The sequence below is a fragment of the Vibrio sp. JC009 genome (assembly GCF_029016485.1).
Lineage (GTDB): Bacteria > Pseudomonadota > Gammaproteobacteria > Enterobacterales > Vibrionaceae > Vibrio.
Genome location: NZ_CP092107.1, coordinates 37042 through 58399 on the forward strand (window position 1 = coordinate 37042; position 21358 = coordinate 58399).

The window sequence follows — 21358 nt, forward strand, 5'->3', positions numbered from 1 at the left end:
AGTATAATGTCCCCCATAGCCCCATAGCCCCATAGCCCCATAGCCCTGACTCTTATACACAAGTTTAAGGAGCCAAAGAATGCTCCTCCCCTTAGCCTCGAAAGGCCGGATTTTCGAAGAAGTAACATCGAAGGGGAGGCTGGGAGGGGTTGTTTCCTATGGGTTTAAGTTTTGGTGGTTTAACCATGCATGGCATAACCAACCCCCTCTAACTCCCCCTTCTATTAGCTTTATCAACCAATTAGGCTTTTTCACTCAAGGGGGAGAACTGTTCTCTGGTCACTTTAATATTTGTGTATAAGAGTCAGCCCCATAGCCTTAGCTCCCATCCTTTTCTTTCCCATCCCCCTTAAACAAATTCTCCATCAAACTCGTCGGCATCGGGAACAAAATCGTAGAGCTTTTCTCTCCCGCTATCTCAGTAAGTGTTTGCAGGTAACGTAATAGAATAGCATTGGGCTCTTTCGCCAGCTGATTAGCCGCTTCAACCAGTTTGGCTGATGCTTCCATTTCACCTGAGGCGTGAATGATTTTCGCTCTTTTGGCACGCTCTGCTTCGGCCTGTTTTGCTATGGCCCGGACCATGGTTTCGTTCAGATCCACATGCTTGATTTCCACATTGGAGACTTTAATTCCCCAGCCGTCGGTTCTGGCGTCGAGAATGGTTTGGATATCGTCATTAAGCATTTCCCGGTTGGCGAGCATTTCGTCCAGTTCATGCTGACCTAAAACCGATCTCAGCGTTGTTTGCGCCAGTTGTGAGGTGGCCTGGAAATAGTCCTCTACGTTGATAATGGCTTTTTGCGCATCAACAACACGGAAATAGATAACTGCATTCACTCTGACTGAAACATTATCCCGGCTGATAACGTCCTGACTGGGCACATCCATCACTACGGTACGCAGATCAACCCGGACGATTTGCTGAATAACCGGAACAACAATGATAAGACCCGGCCCCTTCACCTTCTGGAAGCGTCCGAGAAAGAAGATCACTCCTCTTTCATACTCGCGGAGAATATGAAACAGGCTAAATGCAATTAAGAGTACCAGAGCGACGATAAGGACTGGAGTGAGCATTCCGCTGGTGATTATAAATTCCATTATGTTTTTACTCCCTGGTTATTTTTCTGACGATTAACGTAAGGCCGTCAATACGGTCCACCTGCACAGGATCACCTTTCTGAAGAGGTGTATTGCATCTGGCTGCCCAACGTTCCCCTCTGATCTGAATAAAACCTTCTTTTTCAAAACTGTCTGAAACCACACCTTCACCGCCAATCATGGACTCGGTTCCGCTTACTACCTGTTTCTTCCTGAGGTTCCAGAGAATTTTCAGCACCAGCAGAATAAACGCGCCTGAAGTCGCAGCCAGTGCATAGATAAGCTGTAGCGAAACTTTCAGCTCAGGCACTTCACTGTCGATAAGGAAGATAGACCCGAGCACAAAGGCAACAATGCCGCCAAAGCCAAACAGACCAAAGCTGGGGACCATGGACTCGGCAATCAGCAGAGCCACACCAACAAATATCAGACCCAGGCCGACATAGTTGACCGGCAGCAACTGAAATGCGTAGGTCGCGATAAGAAGTGAAATGGCACCAATAATGCCGGCAATACCAAATCCCGGACTGTAGAATTCAAGCAAGAGCCCGTAGATTCCGATAATCATCAAGATATAAGCGATATTTGGATCTGTGATTGTGGTAAGAAACTGGTTGCGCCAGTCGGGTTGTTTGTGAACCAGAGTGGCGTCGTTGAAGTTTAGCGTATAGGGCTCGTCATTTATCGTAACGGTTTCCCCGTCGGTAATTTTAACCAGAGCAGCCGGATCTTCGGCAATATAATTGATAACGTTAAGCTCAAGTGCCTCTGATGCTGAAAGCGTTGCCGCTTCCCGGACGGCCTTTTCTGCCCACTCTTCATTTCTGCCTCTTAGCTGCGCCAGAGAACGTATGTAGGCAACGGAGTCATTGAGGATTTTCTTTTCCATTGCACTTGGCTCCTGAGTCTCTTTTTCCTCTTTATTCCCTCCGGGGCTTGCACCTCCGATTTGTACCGGGGTGGCGGCTCCCAGAGTTGTCGCCGGAGACATTGCCGCAATATGGCAGGCATACAGGATGTAGGTTCCGGCACTGGCGGCCCTGGCCCCGGAAGGATGAACAAGGCACAAAACCGGAATATCCGATGCCAGGATCTGCTGGTTAATATCTCTGAGACTGGAAACCAAACCACCCGGTGTGTCTATGGTTATGATGATGGCGGGCACATCGGATGTTGCATTGGCCTTAGCCAGTTCGTCAATCAGATAATCCCCGACAGCAGGGCCGATGGCACCACGTATATTGAGTACAGGTACGCTATGGGTTTGAATGGCTCTCTCATTGCTGATATTGGCAGGTGAAGAGTGTGTCAATGCAACAAGACAGGCAAATAATAATCCGGCTATCCAACGCTTCATTGCTTATTCCACTTAGTGTTATATCCAAAGTGTAGTTCAATATATTTGCGTTGCTTATTATGCTTGGTTATATCATTTGCGTGAATGGTTGTTGATGCATATCAATTGTTAGTGAATAATAATGCGCCGCCCTCTTTCCTGTAATAAAGTAGGTGGTAAACTGTGTGCTACACAAGTATTAATATAATACATATTTATCTCAATTCCGGTATTTTGCCTGAGCGGGTTAATTGCTGGGGTTGGTATAAAAGGTTGGAAAATAAATTTTAGCGATTTTTTTGGGAATACAGGCTTTAACATGTTGAATTATAAAAACAGAAGCGTGAGGTTTCAGCTTTTAGCGACAATAACCTTGTGCTTTTTAACGGCGTCTTCAGCAGTTGGTGTAATGGTCTATCGAGGCGCGTACGATGTGCTTTTAAACAGCACTATGCAGGAGCATTCGTCTAAGGTTGAATCACTGGCTAAATCATTGGCCGGTGAGTATGAAGCGCTACTGGAAAGTGCTCATAAGCTGGAGTCTTCTTTTCAGGGGGGCTATTTAAATGGTCTGGAAGTGGCAGAGGGTAGCGCTGATTACCGCGGACAAGCCGTTGCTGACCTGACTTTAGGCGGTACCAGTCTTATCGGAAACACAGATATTGTTGACCGGTTTACTCAGGCAACAGGTGCCGTCGCAACCGTATTTGCTGCATCCGGCAACGACTTTATCCGCATATCAACCTCTCTGAAAAACGAGCAGGGCCAGCGAGCAGTAGGAACTATGCTTGGTACGCAGCACCCCGGATACAAAAAATTATCTTCAGGCCAGGATTACGACGCAAAAGTTAAGCTGTTTGGTAAGTCTTATATTACATACTACAGCCCGATTCATGCGGCAAATGGTAAAATTGCCGGCCTTTCATTTATCGGCCTTCCGGTTGATAAAGCAACAGAAAATGCCTTTGATAAATTGCGCCAGATTAAATGGGGCGATACCGGTTACACCTTTATTGTCGATAATAGTGAAAGCAATAAAGGACAGTTCCTTCTGCATCCAACCTTAGATGAAGACACCTCTATCCTGACTATGAGCGATTACGCCGGAAATCAGGTGTTCAGACCTGTCTTTGATGCTCCGTCCGGTGTCCTGAACTACAGCTGGAAGACGGCTGGCACAATAGGCGAAAAGTACCTGGTTTATGCTGAAGTTGAAGGCTGGAACTGGAAACTGATGGGTGGCACTTTCCTGGATGAAGTGACAAAATCCAGTAAAGATCTTCTCAAAACCATTGCTATTGTATCGGTTGTGGTCGGTGCTTTCGCTCTTTTCCTGATTAGCTGGATAATAAGACGAATTTCTATGCGCCTGACTCATGCCGCTGCCAATATGGTTCGCCTGGGTAAAGGTGAAGTGAGCCTTTCGATTAAGAAAGGAGATGCAGACAGTCAGAACGAAGTTGTGCTGCTGACAAATTCCATGAGCGAAATGGCAGCGCAGTTAAGCGGTCTGGTTGGTGAAATCCGCTCAACAAGTGACTCTGTTTATGAGCAGTCGGAAAATGTGGCGACGGATTCTAAACAGAGCCTAAGCCAGTCAGATACTCAGCAGGAGAATGTGGATCAGGTTGTCACTGCCGTTGAGGAAATGGCTCAGTCAGCGGGGGCGGTGGCTCAGCAGGTTGAAGCTATTGCAAACAATACCCGGGATGCCAATGAGAGTAGCCAGTCGGGTCTGCAGGTTGTGGGAAATGTCGCAACCAGTATTGCAGAACTGAATGAACTCTTAGGTAACGCGGCTTCCTCTGTCCAGAGCGTTGAAAGAGACAGCGAAAAGATTCAGGAAGTGACGGAGATGATCAACGCCATTGCTGAGCAGACGAACCTGCTGGCACTGAATGCGGCCATTGAAGCTGCGCGTGCTGGTGAGCAGGGCAGGGGCTTTGCTGTGGTTGCCGATGAGGTTCGTGTTCTTGCCAGTAAGACTCAGTCATCAGTGTCTGATGTGGGTGGCATTATTGAAAAGCTGAAGGGCTCAATTAATGGTGCGGTACAACTGATGAGCGATAGTCAGGAAAACGCCAACAGAGTACTGGATTTGGCAAACCAGGCGGGTGGTGAGCTGGAATCTATTGCCGATCAGGTGAGCGATATTACGGTTCAGTCTGAAGCTATCGCGGCAACTTCTGAGCAGCAGGCACTGGTTTCTCAGGAAATCGCACAAAATGTCAGCGAAATTAGCAAACTGAATGCGCAAACCCGCGATATCACAGCCCAGTCCGCCAGTAGCGCGGAAAACCTTCAGTCTCAGTCTGTTGAACTGAAGCAGCAAGTCGACTACTTCCATTAAATCAGAAATGCCGATAGCTTCACTGTTATCGGCATCTGAGCTAAAGTTCTGATAGCGTTTGCCGTTAATCTATTTTGCATAGTAAAAAAGTGTATTCAGGACATCTCATATGAAAAAACTGATCATTGTTATCGTATTACTGCTGCTTATTGGCGGTGGTGCCGGTGCCTATTACTACTTTTTTATGATGCAGGAAGAGCCGGTTGCAGAGGTGGTTGAAGAAGAACCAGCAGAGGAGGAAGAGCTTCACCTTGTCCATAAACCTGAGCCGGTGATAAAAAAAGATATGGTTTATTATGTGAGTTCTGATCGCCTGAATGTCCGTTCATACCCCGATGGCAATTCTCTGATCCGCTCTGTATTGCGTAAGGGCGACCCTGTTACTGCTCTGGAAGTGAAAGGTGACTGGGTACGTTTTTCTGATTATATGGTGCATGAAAGTGGAAAAGATATTGCGGACTGGATTCATATGGAGTTTCTTTCTGCGTCTAAACCTGTGATTACCGACGAAGACAGGCGAAAAACCATGACGGCTCTGATTAAAAAATCGGATGATTTTGTGCAGTATCAAGAGCAGTTTATCAGCGCAACTCAGAAGCTGATTGATAACGGCAACTGCAGTTTTGAGGATTTCGAGCTGCTTGGTGGCTGGCTGATTTCGGTGACATATAAACCTCAGCCGGTTTACTTTGTTTATTGTGGCGGAACAGGCCGCAATGATAAGGTTTACCTGAATGCTGAAACCGGGGAAATCTTTTATCCCTAGCTTTTCTTTAATGGCGTAATATTGTCGCTGTCTTCACGGCGTTCGAAGGAAAACTGATGTTTTCCGCTTTTGCGTGACTCTGCCTTTGCTTTGTACATCTGTTTATCTGCCAGACTAATCAGTTCCTCACTATTATAATCGCTACCAGGGTAAAGTGACGCACCTCCAATGCTAAGAGTAACCGGGTAACCTATTAGTTTGCTGAATTTACCTGCCAGCCTTTGGCAGAGTGACAAAGCCTCTTCAATTTTTGTGTTTGGCATGATGATACAGAATTCATCCCCACCGTAGCGGGCTGCCGGCTCATTTTTCCTCAGTATGGCGCGAACCGCTTCCGCAAATGCCACTAAAACGCTATCACCAGCCTTATGACCAAAGGTATCGTTGGTTTCTTTAAACTTATTCATGTCTATGTACAACAGTGTCATGTGGGCGGAGTTGCGCTTTGCCAGTGATGAGTAACGCTCAAGCTCTTCGTAAAAAGCCCGTTGATTGTAAAGTCCGGTCAGAGGATCTTTAAGAGAAAGCTCGGTCAGCTCTTTGGTTCGCTCAGCAACATTCTGCTCCAGATTTCGCGCATAATCTTCAAGCTGGGTATTGACCAGGTCAACCTCATTTTTTAGGGCAGCAATATAGGTATCAAAAACCAGCTGGTTGTCGAAATAGAACAGTTTTCTTAAGGAAGCGATGATATCCGCGGAGTTTTCCGACTGTTCTATAATGTAGCGCTCAATGATCTGCTGAAGCTGACTGATCCCGGACAGATAAAATTTCGGGCTGACACCAATCCGCCAGTGAACTTTACCGATTCGCAGACGTTTATCTACATAGGCGAGGTCATAGACACCAGAAAACAGTTCATGGATATAGCCGGACATGCTGTGGTGAAGTTTGTTCAGCGTCTCTTTGTCCCCAATAACCACTTCAATTTCAGGGATGCTGGTCTGCTTAATATAGAACTCTTTTACCATCGCGGGAATATAAGGCTCAATCCAGCCCTGACAGGCCTGAAGTCGCGTAAAATCTTCGCTTGACAGTTGCAGCAGAGCTTTGCGGCGTTCAATCTCATGTTCGCCGATACGCATTTGCTCAGAGAGTGTTTTTTCTACTTGTCTCATTACTGCCTGTGCCGCCCTGATCAGAAGTACTTATATAAAAATAGCGTATCCATGGAGTATTGGTATTTAACTGTATCCATTTGTGTCTTCTTGTTCACTTGACTGGAGCAGATCACTAACTGCTCTTTTGCTATTACAGGGTAATTCATAACTTACTCCGGTTAGAATGTTTCGGGAACGTTTGCGAAATAAGGTTTTCGAGAAAACCGGCAATTAGTCAAAATAGGAACAAGATATCTGTGATTATGTTCTCACAAATTTAGCCGTTTTTACGCCCATGTGATCTTGAGCGGGTTCCATTTTATCAATTAACTTGTCAAAATTGGTATCAATTGCAAAAAGTAGAATATAGGCGGAATCAATGGCGAGTCTTCATGATGTAGCTCGTATCGCTGGCGTATCAAAGTCCACGGTATCAAGGGTAATCAATGACGAATATGGTGTTAAAGACGCCACTAAAGTAAAAGTAAAAAAGGCCATTGAAGAGTGTGGTTACATAGTTAATCAGGTGGCGAAGGATCTGAAGTCTCAGAAGACGAATTTGATTGGTGTTATTGTGCCGACTATGGCTTCAAATGCGACATCACTTGGCGTTGATGGCTTAAGTCGCGTATTTGAAAATGCCGGTAAGCATGTGCTTTTAGCAAACAGTCAGCACAGATACGCAAAAGAGCTGGATTACATCAGGCTGTTCAACCAGAAACGGGTAGAGGGCATTATTCTTTACGCGACTCACCTTGATAAGGAGCTTACCGATGCGATCGCGCAATCCGTCGCACCGGTGGTGCTGGTTGGTCAGGATGGTTCATTTTTCAATATTCCGAGCATTATCCATGATGATGAACGGGTCGGCTTCAGTGCCGGTCAGCGGCTAATTGAAAGCGGAGCATCAAAAATTGGTTTTATTGGTGTTTCAAGTAAAGATATTGCTGTGGACTCAATGCGTTATAAAGGTCTGGTTCAGGCGATGTCCCATGCTGATATGGGTGAGCCTGCTTATCACAGCCGGGGTGAGTTTACCATTGAGTCCGGTTATGAACAGGCCAAACAGCTTGTCCGGGAGTATCCTGATGTAGACGGTATCTTTTGCGCGACGGACAAAATTGCTATCGGAGCCATTCAGGGAATTTCCGAAACGGGTAAGGCTGTCGGCAAAGATATTAAGCTGGTTGGTGTTGGTAACGATGAAATGGCGAATGTTATTTCACCAAGCCTGTCTACGTTCAGCTACGCCTTTGAGGCTGCCGGAGAAACTGCGGCAAACGTTGTGCTGGATATCGTTGCCGGCAAGCAACAGGTGATGGCGAAAATTGTGCTTGGGTTTGAGACCGTCTGCAGAGAAACTTGCTAGAGTCAAATATCAGCATGATATATTGACCTTCATAAAAAGAGCGAATTTAATCACATAGCTCTTTTTCCTTCTCCCATCTGGTAATTACATTTGGCAGCGATATAATTCGTTGCCGTGCACACGCCTTGGGTGTGACTAATTATTTAAATCAAATTTTTGCCAACGGTTTGGCTTATTTCCTCTGCGATCTGGTCACCATTCTTTTTAGATAACCAAAATAGAACTCTTTAATTCAACAGAGGTACTTTTCAGGATCACTATGCTTACATTTCTTCATAACCTTCGCTTACGAACCCGGCTGATACTTGGCTTTAGTATGCCTTTTGTTTCTATCTTTGTTCTGGCTTTTATTGCTCAGTTCAGTGTCAATTCGCTATTTAATCTTGTGGAAGAACAGCGTGAAGAAAGCGAGGTTATCGCTCAGGTTAAACAGATCAAACTTCTTATGAGCGAAACGGAAACCGGTATGCGCGGTTTTCTTATTTCAGGTAAAGAGTCGTTTCTAAATCGTTATATTCAGGGGCAGGAGAGTTTCGATAATGCTTTAATTAACCTGAAAAATACCTATAAAAACGATAAAGAAGAACTTGTTCAGATTGAAGAGATTAGAATATTAAAAGATAAATGGACTCGTGAGGCTGCTGAGCTTCAGATACAACTTCGCAAAGAGGTGGCTAAGGGCGAGAAGGCGACGGAAAATTTTGTCCGGCTATCGAAAAGAACGACTGGCCCTGCGTTGTTCGCAGAAATCAGAGAAATACTGGCCCAGATCTCCGCGGAGGTTGATGCTCAGTATGACCGGGATGGTTATGAGCTGACAAACTCTGTGCTTATGGCAATGGTTAATCAGGAAACCGGGCAGAGAGGCTTTTTGCTGACGGGTATTGAATCTGAATTGAGGCCATATTATGACGGGCAGGAAGAGCTTAAAAGGAATATCTCAGCCCTGAGAGAGCACCTAAGCACCACTTTTTACGATACCGAAGAACTGCTGAACAAACTGACAAAAATTGAAAGCCTGAGCAAGAAGTGGGTGACTGAAGCGGCAGACCCGGAAATAGCGGCGCGTCATGAGATGAATAAGGTGACGGTAACACTGGCCGATATTACGGATCTTATCGAAAAAGGCCATGGCGAACGGATTATGAATTCAATCCGGCAGGTGATCGATTCGCTGATTGAGTCTGAAATGCAGCAGATGAATAAGGAAGTGGCAAAGACCGAGAGTGATATTAATGATTCAGTACTGACGGGAATCGTCATTACGGTCATTGCGCTTGTATTGACGGCGGTTCTGGCCTTATGGATTATCCGTCAGGTGCAGAGCCAGGTTGGCGGAGAGCCGGCAGAAATTGCGCAGCTTACTCTTAAAATTGCCGAAGGTGATTTATCAACGGCAAGCTTAAAAAGTAAGGATAAAAAGAGTATTTACGCATCGGTATTGAGCATGGCGAGCCAGCTCAGGTCTACTATTTCCAAAGTGTCAGAGGCGACACATTCTCAGTCTGACGCTGCGGAATCTCTGTCAGTGATTGCAGAGCAAACCAACAGCAATGTAAAAGCTCAGATTGAAGCTGCCGATCAGGTTTCATCAGCAATTGATGAAATGCTTGTGGTAGTCGGCTCTGTTGCGCAAAGTGCCGCTCAGGCGGCAGATTCGGCCACTCAGGCTGAGAAAGTGGTTAAGTCTGGTAATGAAAAAGCGGAGAGTGCGGCTGATGGTGTTATCGGTCTGTCTGATAACCTGATTGATACTTCGGGCAAAATTCAGGATCTGGCAAACAGCGCTAACGAAATCTCAGATATTTTGAATGTGATTAAAGGCATTGCCGATCAGACCAACCTGCTGGCTTTGAATGCCGCAATTGAAGCGGCTCGCGCCGGAGAGCACGGGCGTGGTTTTGCTGTGGTAGCCGATGAGGTCCGTGCCTTAGCACAGAGCACTCAGGACTCTACTGTTGAGATTGAAAATATGATCTCCAGAGTTCAGGGTGAAGCTAAATATGCAGTTTCATCGATGGAGCAGGGGCAGGAAAAGGCGGCTGCTATTGTTGAACAGACAATGGATGTACAGGAAGCATTAGGTGATATTTTGCAAATGGTGAATCAGATTAGCGGCCTGACGGAAGAAATTGCAGGAGCCACTGAGCAGCAGAGTATTTCTTCTAAAGAGGTCGGCGTTAAATCAGAAGAGATCCGCTCTCAGTCGACGCAGACCGGGGAAGGGGCTGCGCAGATCGCTGAGGCAACTCAAGATTTAAAACGCTTGTCGCAGTTACTGCATAACGAAGTCGCCTTTTTCAGGCTTTAGAATCGATATAAAAATGCCTCCCGTCCGGGAGGCATTTTTGTTTACGGTATGAGTGGCGACTACTCGTTGATATATTCCAGAAGCGCCGCTTCGTTTGGCAGAGCCGTCATCGCCCCTTTTTGCGTCGTTGCCAGCGCACCACAGCCGTTCGCCCAGCGAACTGCGGATTCAACATATTCCGCTGTGTTCCAGTCGTTGCTTTGTGCCAGGCGTGTGATCAGGCCGCCAACAAATGCATCACCGGCACCGGTAGTATCAACCGGTTTTACAGCTTTACCGGCAATCAGCTCCTGACGCTCACCCTGAATCACAAGCGCACCCTTCGCGCCCTGCGTGATAAGTACAAGCGGGTTGTTGTACTGCTTGATAGCCGCAAGGCCCTCTTCCAGTGAGTTGGTGTCCGTTAAAAACAGCAGCTCATCATCGGAGAATTTAACTACGTCTGCCATTGAAACCGCTTTAAGAACCGTTTCTTTAATTTCAGACTGGTCAGCCCAAACTTCATCACGAAGGTTAGGGTCAAAGCTGACAAATCCACCAGCTGCTTTGATCTGCTCCATTGCTTTGAATGTGCTGCCACGGCTTGGTTCGTTTGCCAGTGCGATAGAGCACACATGCAGCCATTCGTTTGCTGAGAATGCCGGAATATCTGAAACCTGCATAAACTGGTCAGCACTTGGTTTTACCATAAAGGTAAAGCTGCGTTCGCCAGAATCATCAAGGTCAACGATTACGGTAGAAGTGCGCTGCTCTTCGTCTAGAAGCATAAATTCAGTCTTAACGCCTTCATCAGCCAGTGTCTGCTTCATAAAGCGGCCCAGAGGATCCTGGCCTACGCGACCGAAGAATGCACTATCGCCACCCAGTCGTGATACGGCAACAGCTACGTTTGCTGGAGCACCACCAGGACACTTCAGATAGGTATCACTACCTTCCGGAATTAGATCGACAACAGCATCGCCGGTAACCCAAACTTTATTCATTTTGATAACCCTGTAAATTGACATCGTTCCCATAAGTGTACTAAATCGGTTCAGCAATTCAATGTCAGAACAAGATATATTTTATCTATCATGAAGAATTGTGATCTTATCGAGAGAAATTGAGGTCAGTTATAGGTTTCTGAATAGGAGGGGGGGAGAGGTCTCTACGACTTTTTTGGAAGGCGTCATCCCGGAAATAGCGAAGCCATTATCCGGGATCTACTTTCAACCTGTTGTAGAGTTAGTAACAACCCTATGCTCTACAACACGCTTTGATATGATCCCCACTTTCGTGGGGATGACGTTAGTTCAGCTAAGAATTAAAGTACTTCTTTCGCTTTTTCAACTACATTCTCAACAGTAAAGCCGAACATCTTGAACAGTTCGCCCGCCGGTGCAGACTCACCGAAGCTAGTCATACCAACGATACGGCCACCGAAGCCAACGTACTTATACCAGTAATCAGCGATACCAGCTTCAACAGCAACACGTGCGGTTACATCAGAAGGCAGTACAGATTCACGGTAAGCTTCGTCCTGTGCATCAAACACATCAGTAGCAGGCATTGAAACAACGCGTACTTTTTTGCCTTCAGCAGTCAGTACTGCTGCTGCTTCTACTGCAAGTTCAACTTCTGAACCCGTTGCGATAAAGATAAGCTCAGGTTTGCCTTCACACTCTTTCAGTACGTAAGCACCTTTTGCGATGTTCGCCAGCTGCTCTGCATCACGCTCCTGTTGCGCCAGGTTCTGACGAGAGAAGATAAGTGAAGTAGGACCGTCTTTATGCTCGATTGCGTATTTCCATGCTACTGCAGACTCAACCTGGTCACATGGACGCCATGTGCTCATGTTTGGCGTAACACGCAGAGAAGCAATCTGCTCTACCGGCTGGTGAGTCGGGCCGTCTTCACCCAGACCGATTGAGTCGTGCGTGTAAACCTGAATGTTCTGAACTTTCATCAGAGCAGCCATACGCATTGCGTTACGTGCGTATTCCATAAACATCAGGAAGGTTGCACCGTAAGGAACAAAACCACCGTGAAGCGCAATACCGTTCATGATAGCCGTCATACCGAACTCACGTACACCGTAGTGGATGTAGTTGCCAGAGAAATCTTCGCGGGTCAGAGACTTAGAGCCAGACCACATTGTCAGGTTAGAAGGCGCAAGGTCAGCAGAGCCACCCATAAATTCAGGAAGCATTTTACCGAAAGCTTCAAGCGCGTTCTGAGAAGCCTTACGTGATGCGATGTTAGCCGGATTTGCCTGAAGGTCAGCAATGATTGCTGAAGTCTTCTCTTCCCACTCTGCCGGAAGCTCACCGTTTACGCGGCGTTTAAATTCTGCTGCAAGCTCTGGGTATGCTGCTGCGTATGCTTCAAATTTAGCATTCCAGTCAGCTTCCTTCGCCGCGCCAGCTTCTTTCGCATCCCACTCAGAGTAGATATCAGCAGGGATTTCAAAAGGACCGTGTTCCCAGCCAAGGAATTCACGTGCTGCTGCAATTTCTTCATGACCCAGAGGCGCACCGTGACAGTCATGAGAGCCGGACTTATTTGGAGAACCAAAACCAATGATAGTCTTAGTACAGATAAGGGTTGGACGAGGGTCAGCTTTCGCAGCTTCGATAGCAGCGTTAATCGCTTGCGCATCGTGACCGTCAACAGCAGGAATTACATGCCAGCCGTAAGCTTCAAAACGCTTTGGTGTGTCGTCTGCAAACCAGCCTTCAACGTGACCATCGATAGAAATACCGTTGTCATCCCAGAAAGCGATAAGCTTGCCAAGACCAAGTGTACCCGCTAGAGAACATGCTTCGTGAGAAACACCTTCCATCAGACAGCCGTCACCCATAAATGCGTAGGTGTAGTGGTCAACAATATCGTGGCCTTCTTTGTTGAACTGCTCAGCCATAGAGCGCTCAGCCATCGCCATACCCACTGCGTTACAGATACCCTGACCAAGAGGACCGGTAGTTGTCTCAATACCCGGTGCATAACCGTACTCAGGGTGGCCCGGAGTTTTAGAGTGCAGCTGACGGAAGTTTTTCAGATCATCAATAGACAGCTCGTAACCAGTCAGGTGAAGCAGAGAGTAAATCAGCATAGAGCCGTGGCCGTTAGAAAGTACAAAACGGTCGCGGTCAGCCCACTCCGGATTCTGCGGGTTGTGATTCAGATGACCGCGCCAAAGCACTTCAGCGATATCTGCCATACCCATAGGCGCACCAGGGTGACCAGAGTTAGCTTGTTGAACACCGTCCATGCTCAGGGCACGGATTGCATTTGCTAGAGTTTTACGTTCCATAATGTTTTGGTTTCCGAAATTGGATTAATTTGAAAAAATTTTAGGTAGAAGGTGACAGGACGGACTTCGTCCTTAAGGCTATGGGGCTATGGGGCTATGGGGCTATGGGGAAAGGTTGCAATATTTCGCAACTACCTACAGCATAACCTCATAACCTCATAACCTCATAACCCCATAGCCTGTTACTTATAACTTCGCTGCAATCATGTCTTCCAGCTTACCCTGGTCAACCGCGAAGTTACGAATACCTTCCGCTACTTTCTCAACGGCCATTGCGTCCAGGTTGTGCTCCCACAGGAAGTCAGAATGAGTCATTGCCGCAGGGCGTTCTTTTACTTCTGTCGCTGCTGTTAGTTTAGTTTCCAGTGTGCCTTCTGCTTCTTCAAGCTCCTGAAGTAGTTGTGGAGCGATAGTCAGGCGGTCACAGCCAGCCAGTTCAGTGATTTCGCCGATGTTACGGAAACTTGCACCCATAACTACGGTGTTATAGCCGTGCTCTTTATAGTAGTTGTAGATCTTAGTTACTGACAGTACGCCTGGATCTTCAGCAGCTTCAAAGCTGCGGCCTTCTTTTGCTTTGTACCAGTCCATGATTCGGCCAACGAAAGGAGAAATCAGGAATACGCCGGCTTCAGCACATGCACGTGCCTGGGCAAAAGAGAACAGAAGTGTCAGGTTACAGTTGATGCCTTCTTTTTCAAGGATTTCACCTGCGCGGATACCTTCCCAGGTAGAAGCCAGTTTAATAAGGATACGGTCGTTAGAGATACCTGCATCGTTGTACATTTTCACAAGCTTACGTGCTTTTGCCACACTTGCTTCTGTGTTGTAAGAAAGACGTGCGTCCACTTCTGTTGAGATACGGCCAGGAATGGTTGTCAGGATCTCTTTACCAATATTTACTGCAAGCATGTCGCATGCGTCTTCAACTTGCTGTGCCTTGTCATCACTCTGAGCTTTTGCGTATTCGATAGCGTTATCGATCAGAGGAGCATAATCTTCAATCTGAGCAGCCTTAAGAATAAGAGAAGGGTTAGTTGTTGCATCTTCTGGCTGATACTTACGAATCGCCTCAATGTCACCTGTGTCAGCTACAACAGTGGTTACTTTACGAAGTTGCTCTAATTTGTTGCTCATGTCGGGAGTCCTGTCAGTTAAGATAAATAAAGTGGACATTTGTCTGCGTATTAATCAATCGCTTAATCTTAGCCACTTAAAATTTTTCGTCCTGACCAAATGCTCGTTGAGCATTTGCATCAGGGATGAATATTTGATGAGTCCAAATTAACGTATTCAGAGCAGATGTCAATCGAATAAGCCTAGAAAAAGTGACATTGTTCAATCTTTATAGCAAATAGGCCCAGGCGAGTAGAATTAAAACGTTTGCGCGGTTTCTTGCTGCCCGTTTTTAGGTAATAATGAGATAAAATTCAGTGCGATCATATGTGTTCGTGGTGTGCAAATGTAACGGGTGCGAACCCTTGATGCAAATGTAATAATAGTGAGCGATTGAACAGTTAGGTTCAGAGTAAAAGCAGGTTAATGTATTTATGAGCAATGCCAATCAGGAAATGTCCGGAGAAAACACGGATCTTTTGACAGAAATCTCTGTGGCCTACTATCAGGATGGAGCCACACAGGAAGAGATATCGAAGAAATTCGCGGTATCGCGGGCAAAAGTGGGCAGGATGCTAAAACAGGCCAGGGATGAAGGCATTGTCGAGATTACCGTAAAGTACCACCCGGTATTCAGTGCCAAAATTGAACAGCGTCTGATTGAAAGGTTTGGCGTAAAACGCGCATTGGTTGCGCTTGACCAGCCCAATGAAGAGCAGCAGAGAACTCAGGTTGCCGGACTGGTTTCCAATTATCTCTCCAGCACCTTAAGAGACGGCATGGTGGTGACAGTGGGGCAGGGTAGAAATGTCTCCGCTGTTGCGCATCATGTGGGGGTGATTTCTCCCCGTGACTGTAAATTTGTCTGTGGCATTGGCGGCATTCACCCACGAGGCGGTATGTTTAACGCTGACCATATCTGCAGACAGCTGGCAAAGAAATATGGCGGAACATCTGAAACCCTGTATGCGCCGGCCTATGCAGAGAACAAGGCTCAGAAAGAGGCGTTTATGCAAAACGGTACGGTAAAGCAGACGCTGGATCTGGCCCGGAAAGCGGATATGGCTCTGATTGGTATCGGTGATATGAGTGAAAACAGTTATATGGTGGATCTGGGCTGGTTTACTGCAGATGAAGTGGTTCAGTCGCGCCTTCATCAGGGCGTGGTCGGAGACTTTGCCGGTTATGACTTTTTTGATGTAAGAGGTTCAACGGCCAATACTGTGATGAGTGACCGCGTAATCGGGCTAAGTATTGAGGAGTTCAGGCCAATCTCTGAGGTTGTTGCTATTGCGGCAGAAAACAGCAAGCCGCTGGCCCTTTTGGGCGCACTGCGAACCGGTGTGATTGATGTGATTGCCACTAGCGTAAGTAACGCACTGACAGTGCTTAACCTGGACGAACAGATGAACTAGGCGGGCCTCTGAGCGCAAACCTCTATGCGCTCAGATTATTTTGCTTCCAGATTGCGTGCTGAATCCAGACCGTCTCCAGCTCACTTAGCTCTTCTTCTGTCAGCAGTGCAATAGTTGATTTGTTTGATTTCTCGCTTTGAACATCGTTCAGCTTTGCATGAAAATCTTTCTTTAATTGAGAAAGTATTGCTTCCATTACTACGGCACTCAATATGAAGTTTTAATCAGTATTTAGCTATAAGAATGCCAGTTACTTTTGATCCTTCAAATATTTAGCGTATTTGAGTGACACAGGTCGCAAAAATAGTGCTAAAGCTCTTCTTGTGTGAGCTAAATAATAAAGACTTAACCTGAACATACCTCGCAATTTGGCAATTTCATCAGTTTCATTTCTCTCCAGGACATGGTTAATGCGTCTAAGATCAAAATTTTACCTTTAACCGGGGTTCCGTAACCGGTCAGGATCTTTATGGTTTCCATTGCCTGAGTTGCTCCGACAATGCCAACGACGGGCGCCATAACACCGGCCTCTACGCAAGTTAATGAATTTTCACCAAATAGTGCGCTAAGGCAGGCATAGCAGGGGGCGTCATCTTCATAGGTATAAACGCTTATCTGGCCTTCCATCCGGATCGCCGCGCCCGAGATCAAAGGGATCTTACTTTCAAAACAGATCTTATTTAGCTGGTTTCTTGTATCCACATTATCCGTTGCATCCACTACCGCAGAGTGTTGCTTAACTAAAGCGGCCATTTCTGAGTCATCAAGCCGCTTATCTATGGTTTTTATCTCTATATGCGGATTTAGCTCTCGTAATCTTTGAGCTGCAGAATCAACTTTTTTCATCCCTACCGTCGCATCGGTATGCAGGATCTGCCGTTGCAGGTTAGAAACTTCCACCGTATCAAAATCCACCAGAGTTAACTGTCCGACTCCTGCTGAAGCGAGAAACTGACTGGAAGCACAGCCAAGACCACCGGCACCAATAATAAGAACAGAGCTCTGTTTTAATGCTTCCTGTCCGTCAAAGTCGAAGTCTTTTAGGATGATTTGGCGGTTGTAGCGCAGGATTTCTTTGTCTGAAAGTATGGTCATTATATGGGTCCGGGGTAGGTTTTGGGTTACGGGTTACGGGTTACGGGTTATAGGGCTATGGGGTTATAGGGTTATGGGGTAGTGCCGGTGTTTGGTGTTACATCGGCACTAACAATGCTTAGTATAGCGTGTGGTTGAAAAGCTCTATCTGGACGGTTTCGCCTGGTTCTACTTTTCCTCTGTCTTGCTCCAGTACTACAAAACAGTTGGCCAGGCTCATTGAGCGGAAGGCGCCTGAGCTTTGGTTGCCAGTGGTTTCTACCACAAACTGGCCGTTTTCAATCCGGCAGATCCCGCGTTGGTAGTCGGTGCGTCCCGGTTTTTTCTTAAATGCAGATTTGGTGATTGCAGGGATAGATTGTGGGGCCTGCCACTGGGTTTCGCCTGCCAGTTTTGCCAGAAGTGGCTGAACCAGTACGTAATTTGTTATTGCTGCGGATACCGGGTTACCAGGCAGGCCGCAGAACCAGGCGTTTTCCAGTTTGCCGAAGGCAAAAGGTTTACCCGGTTTGATGGCGATTTTCCAGAAGCCGATTTCGCCCAGCTCTTCCAGAATATCTTTGGTGTAGTCTGCTTCACCGACACTGACGCCGCCGGATGTAATGACAACATCTGCCGCTTCCTGCGCCTTCTGGAAGGTTTCTCTTAGCTGTTCCGGAACATCCGGGATAATGCCCAGGTCTATGCCTTCACAGCCAAATTTCTCTATCAGGATTTTAAGGCCGTAGCGGTTGCTGTCGTAGATCTGGCCCTCTTCCAGAGCCTCGCCCAGAGGTTTTAGCTCATCACCTGTGGAGAAAAACGCCACTTTTGGCTTGCTGTAGACAGTAACATGGCTGATGCCAAGAGAAGCGATCATTGGAATGTCTCTTGGAGTCAGACGGCTTCCCTTGTTCAGCACAATATCGCCTTTTGCAATATCATCACCGACCGGGCGAATATTGGCGCCGGTCTTAACCTTGCTTTTGTTAAACAAAATGCCGTCATCTGTTGCTTCTGTATCTTCCTGCATAATAACAGCATCGCAACCTTCAGGGATTTTTGCCCCTGTCATAATGCGCACGCAGGTGCTTTGCGGCCATTCACCTTCAAATGGCTGACCGGCAAAAGATTTGCCTGCCAGTGGCATTACCGGGTTTTGCGCAAGATCAGCAGTGCGGACAGCATACCCGTCCATTGCCGAGTTATCGAAAGGCGGAACGAAAATAGGAGAAAGAAGGTCTTCTGCTAACACATAACCCGTTGCCTGCTCCAGTGGAAGAGACAGAGTCGTCAGATTGGTTTGTACGCTGGAAAGCATCTTATCCAGTGCGTCCTGTATTGGCATTAATCCTGGTTTGTCACAGCAGCCCATAGTTTTTCCTTTGTTTTGCAGGTTGTTCGCAGTTAGGTCCGAGACAATAACATAAGATCACACCATCCTGTATGTTGCACAATTCACATAATTAAACGGTTGGCGATTTATCAGTCAATATTAATTGAAGATGTAATTTTCCGTGAATACTGTATCCTTGTGAGCCCTGAATCACACTTTTATTCTCAAGAAGCGTGTTATAGGGAAATAAATAGCAAGAGAGGTAAGATTAATGTCGAATATCAGCGAATCAGCAATGTTAGTGAAGCAGGCACTTGAGGCTCACGGTCTTGAGACTCCTATGCTGCCAAACGATATTGGGCGCGCAGAGAAAAAGGAGCGCATTGAACACCATATGCGTGAAATCCTGAATCTGCTTGAGCTTGACCTTACCGACGATAGTCTTGAGGAGACGCCGGGACGTATCGCTAAAATGTACGTCGATGAAATCTTTTCCGGTCTGGACTACGCTAACTTCCCCAAGATCACTGTGATTGAAAACAAAATGAACGTCAGTGAGATGGTAAGGGTAAAGGACATTACGGTAACCAGTACCTGTGAGCACCACCTTGTGACTATTGATGGAAAGGCGGCGGTGGCTTACATTCCGCGAGGAAAGATTATCGGGTTGTCTAAAATTAACCGTATTGTACGCTTTTTTGCTCAGCGTCCTCAGGTTCAGGAAAGAATGACACAGCAGATCCTGGTTGCGTTGCAGGCACTGCTTGAGTCAGATGATGTTGCCGTTACTATCGATGCCACTCATTACTGCGTTAAATCCAGAGGCGTCATGGATGCAACCAGCGAAACCACAACGACTGCTCTTGGGGGGATATTTAAGTCCAATCCCGCTACCCGTCATGAGTTTTTGCACGGCTTAAGGTAATACCAATCACTGAACAGCTAATTACTAGTACCTAAACACAGAAGTTATGATCGATTGAATTTAGTACACCAAGGTGGTGTCTCACCTCTTTGGTGCACTAAAGCTGCATAATTAAATAACCGGTATCTGGGAGTCAGGCAAAGTCACCCGAATACTTCGCGGTTTACGCGGCTGTTTTTCAATAAGCCCTTTTTTCTCCAGGTTTTTAATCATCTGATTAACAGTGGGAGCGGTTACTTTAAAGTAGTGCTCCATTTCGGCATAAGCCGGAGGAAAGCCACGAATCTTGGTGTATTGATGAATAAAAGCCAGATATTGACCTTGTTTCTCCGTGTACGGAATATCCGGCGGCTCCGGTAGCGATAATAATAGTTCAGCCGGAACATTAACAAAAAGACTTCGGGCAACACCGGGGGACTTAATTATCCACTTTTTCTTTTCCAGATTTTTTATCATTTGATTCACTGTAGGAGCTGTGACTTTGAAGTAAGCCTGGATATCAGCGAAGGCTGGCGGGATCCCTCTCAATCGTGTGTACTCGAGAATATAAGTCAGATATTTTCGTTCTTTTTCCGTAAATGAGTAATTTTCAGGGTCAGGGATCGACACAGCAAGCCTTTTGTGATCAAGTATGGTGGTTATCAATACCGAGATTGTGCCATGAATGTCAAATACGTTGTAGAGCTGAGTAATGAAGAACGAGATACGTTAATAAAACTCACGTCAAAAGGTAAGGAAAGCGCCAGAAAACTCAAAAGAGCCCAACTGTTATTACTTGCCGATGACGGCAAGCAAGACAAAGACATTGTCGAACTGCTTCATATCAGTACATCAACCATTTACCGGACCAAGAAACGATTTGTCGAAGAGGGTTTGCCTGAAGCTTTGAATGAAGGAAGAAGAACAGGTTGCCCGCGCAAGCTCGATGCTGTCAGTGATGCATTGTTGACGGCCATTGCCTGTAGTGAGCCACCAGAAGGTTGTGGCCGGTGGACATTAAACCTAATCGCCGATGAATTTATGGCCTTGGTGGAAGGAGAATCGATATCAGTTGAGACGATTCGAAGGCAGCTCAAGAGCAACGATTTGAAACCCTGGCAGAAAAAGATGTGGTGCGTTGGTGATATGAATGCCGAATATATTGCCCGCATGGAGCATGTGCTTGACTTGTACAGTCGTCCAGCTATTCCCGATGAACCACTAATCAACTTTGATGAGGCGATGAAACAATTGGTGGCAGATATTAAGCCATCAACTCAGGCTAAGTCAGGGCAACCTCCGAGAGAAGACTATGAATACAAGCGAGTGGCGGTGGCTAATCTGTTCATGTTTTATGACTGTCACCGAGGGTGGAGAAAAGTCAAAGAAACAGAAAATAAAAAGGCTGAGGACTTTGCACAATGTATGAAGGAGTTGGTGGATATCCACTACCCTGAAGCTAAGAAAATTCATGTCGTGATGGACAACTTTGGCACGCATACAGAGGCTTCACTCTATAAGGCATTTGAACCAGCAGAGGCCCGGAGGCTTCTGAGCCAATTGGAATTTCACTATACCCCTAAGCATGCCAGTTGGCTGAATAAAGTGGAAATTGAAATAGGGGTCATGAACAGACAATGTCTGAATCAAAGGATCCCGACATGGGAGAAATTACGCAATGAACTGGATGCGTGGGAAACGCGAAGGAATCAGGAAAAAGCTTCTATCAACTGGCAGTTTGACATAGAAGCAGCACGAGAAAAGTTCACCAAAGCCTACGCCAAACTACGAAAGAAATAGCGTAGGCTCAATATGTCAGAACTTATGTGTCGGAGTACTAGTATTGGTATAAACAAAGAACATAAAAAAAACCGCTGATTTCAGC

Annotated in this window: 17 protein-coding genes; 7 read left to right on the forward strand and 10 right to left on the reverse strand. The window is 46.4% G+C overall.

The window, feature by feature from the left end; genetic code table 11:
- Nucleotides 1-318: 318 nt before the first annotated feature.
- Complete coding sequence (locus L3Q72_RS15075) at nt 319-1104, reverse strand: slipin family protein (protein ID WP_275132987.1); 786 nt, start codon at nt 1102-1104, stop codon at nt 319-321.
- A 7-nt stretch (nt 1105-1111) separates the two neighbouring features.
- Nucleotides 1112-2461 carry a nodulation protein NfeD gene (locus L3Q72_RS15080; RefSeq protein WP_275132988.1) on the reverse strand — a complete coding sequence of 450 codons (1350 nt, stop codon included), beginning with the start codon at nt 2459-2461 and terminating at the stop codon, nt 1112-1114.
- A gap of 298 nt (nt 2462-2759) precedes the next feature.
- Between L3Q72_RS15080 and L3Q72_RS15085 the strand changes: the two genes are divergently transcribed.
- Together L3Q72_RS15085 and L3Q72_RS15090 are read left to right on the forward strand one after the other, a co-directional pair.
- Entirely contained in the window at nt 2760-4790 is a 2031-nt protein-coding gene (locus L3Q72_RS15085; protein ID WP_275132989.1) for a methyl-accepting chemotaxis protein, read from the forward strand.
- A 109-nt stretch (nt 4791-4899) separates the two neighbouring features.
- Nucleotides 4900-5556 carry an SH3 domain-containing protein gene (locus L3Q72_RS15090; RefSeq protein WP_275132990.1) on the forward strand — a complete coding sequence of 219 codons (657 nt, stop codon included), beginning with the start codon at nt 4900-4902 and terminating at the stop codon, nt 5554-5556.
- Here the strand turns inward: L3Q72_RS15090 and L3Q72_RS15095 are convergent.
- The gene (locus L3Q72_RS15095; RefSeq protein WP_275132991.1) at nt 5553-6674 is read right to left on the reverse strand and encodes a GGDEF domain-containing protein; all 1122 of its coding nucleotides are present in this window, start codon (nt 6672-6674) and stop codon (nt 5553-5555) included. The genes L3Q72_RS15090 and L3Q72_RS15095 overlap by 4 nt on opposite strands.
- A gap of 361 nt (nt 6675-7035) precedes the next feature.
- On the opposite strand from L3Q72_RS15095, the gene L3Q72_RS15100 reads away from it, so the two are divergent.
- Both L3Q72_RS15100 and L3Q72_RS15105 read left to right on the forward strand, forming a co-directional pair.
- Nucleotides 7036-8025, forward strand: coding sequence for a LacI family DNA-binding transcriptional regulator (locus L3Q72_RS15100; RefSeq protein ID WP_275132992.1), 990 nt, complete (start codon nt 7036-7038; stop codon nt 8023-8025).
- A gap of 259 nt (nt 8026-8284) precedes the next feature.
- The gene (locus L3Q72_RS15105) at nt 8285-10336 is read left to right on the forward strand and encodes a CHASE3 domain-containing protein (protein WP_275132993.1); all 2052 of its coding nucleotides are present in this window, start codon (nt 8285-8287) and stop codon (nt 10334-10336) included.
- A gap of 59 nt (nt 10337-10395) precedes the next feature.
- Here L3Q72_RS15105 and L3Q72_RS15110 read toward each other — a convergent pair whose 3' ends face one another.
- From L3Q72_RS15110 to tal, 3 genes are all read right to left on the reverse strand, one after another.
- Nucleotides 10396-11319, reverse strand: coding sequence for an aminoimidazole riboside kinase (locus tag L3Q72_RS15110; RefSeq protein WP_275132994.1), 924 nt, complete (start codon nt 11317-11319; stop codon nt 10396-10398).
- 320 nt (nt 11320-11639) lie between these two features.
- Nucleotides 11640-13628: a transketolase gene (gene tkt, locus L3Q72_RS15115; protein ID WP_275132995.1), complete on the reverse strand. Its 1989-nt coding sequence runs from the start codon at nt 13626-13628 to the stop codon at nt 11640-11642.
- A 186-nt stretch (nt 13629-13814) separates the two neighbouring features.
- Entirely contained in the window at nt 13815-14765 is a 951-nt protein-coding gene (gene tal, locus L3Q72_RS15120) for a transaldolase (protein WP_275132996.1), read from the reverse strand.
- 413 nt (nt 14766-15178) lie between these two features.
- On the opposite strand from tal, the gene L3Q72_RS15125 reads away from it, so the two are divergent.
- Nucleotides 15179-16159, forward strand: coding sequence for a sugar-binding transcriptional regulator (locus L3Q72_RS15125; RefSeq protein WP_275132997.1), 981 nt, complete (start codon nt 15179-15181; stop codon nt 16157-16159).
- Nucleotides 16160-16181: 22 nt separating this feature from the next.
- Here L3Q72_RS15125 and L3Q72_RS15130 read toward each other — a convergent pair whose 3' ends face one another.
- The 3 genes from L3Q72_RS15130 to moeA form a co-directional block, all read right to left on the reverse strand.
- Nucleotides 16182-16355, reverse strand: coding sequence for a hypothetical protein (locus tag L3Q72_RS15130; RefSeq protein ID WP_275132998.1), 174 nt, complete (start codon nt 16353-16355; stop codon nt 16182-16184).
- A 149-nt stretch (nt 16356-16504) separates the two neighbouring features.
- On the reverse strand, nt 16505-17254 hold the full coding sequence (moeB, locus tag L3Q72_RS15135) for a molybdopterin-synthase adenylyltransferase MoeB (protein ID WP_275132999.1): 750 nt from the start codon (nt 17252-17254) through the stop codon (nt 16505-16507).
- 118 nt (nt 17255-17372) lie between these two features.
- Nucleotides 17373-18608, reverse strand: a complete 1236-nt coding sequence (gene moeA, locus L3Q72_RS15140) for a molybdopterin molybdotransferase MoeA (RefSeq protein ID WP_275133000.1) — start codon at nt 18606-18608, stop codon at nt 17373-17375.
- A 232-nt stretch (nt 18609-18840) separates the two neighbouring features.
- Between moeA and folE the strand changes: the two genes are divergently transcribed.
- Nucleotides 18841-19494, forward strand: a complete 654-nt coding sequence (gene folE / locus L3Q72_RS15145; RefSeq protein ID WP_275133001.1) for a GTP cyclohydrolase I FolE — start codon at nt 18841-18843, stop codon at nt 19492-19494.
- Nucleotides 19495-19605: 111 nt separating this feature from the next.
- On the opposite strand, the gene L3Q72_RS15150 is transcribed toward folE, so the two are convergent.
- Nucleotides 19606-19950 (reverse strand): hypothetical protein, encoded by a 345-nt coding sequence (locus tag L3Q72_RS15150; protein ID WP_275130148.1) that lies wholly within the window; start codon nt 19948-19950, stop codon nt 19606-19608.
- Nucleotides 19951-20154: 204 nt separating this feature from the next.
- Between L3Q72_RS15150 and L3Q72_RS15155 the strand changes: the two genes are divergently transcribed.
- Entirely contained in the window at nt 20155-21273 is a 1119-nt protein-coding gene (locus L3Q72_RS15155; RefSeq protein WP_275130149.1) for an IS630 family transposase, read from the forward strand.
- Nucleotides 21274-21358 lie beyond the last annotated feature (85 nt).